Genomic DNA, 557 nt, shown 5'->3' with positions numbered 1-557 from the left:
GTTTAAAGCTGCTGACTTTTTTATGGGTCAGTTCGGCGTTTTTGTCGATTGTCTTTACCCTGCTGCTTTCTTGGCGTTTGGAAAGCGCGGCCAAAACGATTGAAGATGCAGGCAGTTTGAAAATGCAGGTGTATCGTTTGGCTTATATGGCAAGCGTCCGTACACCCAATGCGCAAATTGACAACCAAATCAAAGAATTTGAGCGTACGCTGGCCAATGTGACGCAAAGTGATGCCATTCATCCGCTGATTCCATCTCAAACGCCGTTGGCTTATGACTTGATTCAATCGATGCTGTTGATTGATTGGGAATCCAACATCAAGCCGTCTTTGCAACATTACGAGCGTCCGACCCAAATCGGCCTGTACCGTTTTGCCGGCAACATCGAGCTATTTTTACAGGCGATGGAAAATGCCAACGAGCAAAATACCTTGTGGCTGCGCCGCTTCCAAATGGCCATGATGCTGATGATTGTTGTGGCTGCAGGCTTGATGATTGTTTGGCATTATTCATGGATTATCCGGCCCTTGGAAAAACTGCGTGATGGCGTAGAAACC

At 47.0% G+C, this 557-nt stretch carries 1 protein-coding gene; it reads left to right on the top strand.

From position 1 onward, the window contains the following. A partial coding sequence (locus tag ACTHUR_RS16995) for a type IV pili methyl-accepting chemotaxis transducer N-terminal domain-containing protein (RefSeq protein WP_440399872.1) occupies positions 1 to 557 on the top strand: 557 nt, incomplete at both ends.

The organism is Neisseria sp. P0021.S007, from assembly GCF_051956855.1.
This window is presented reverse-complemented; position numbering and strand designations above follow the sequence as displayed.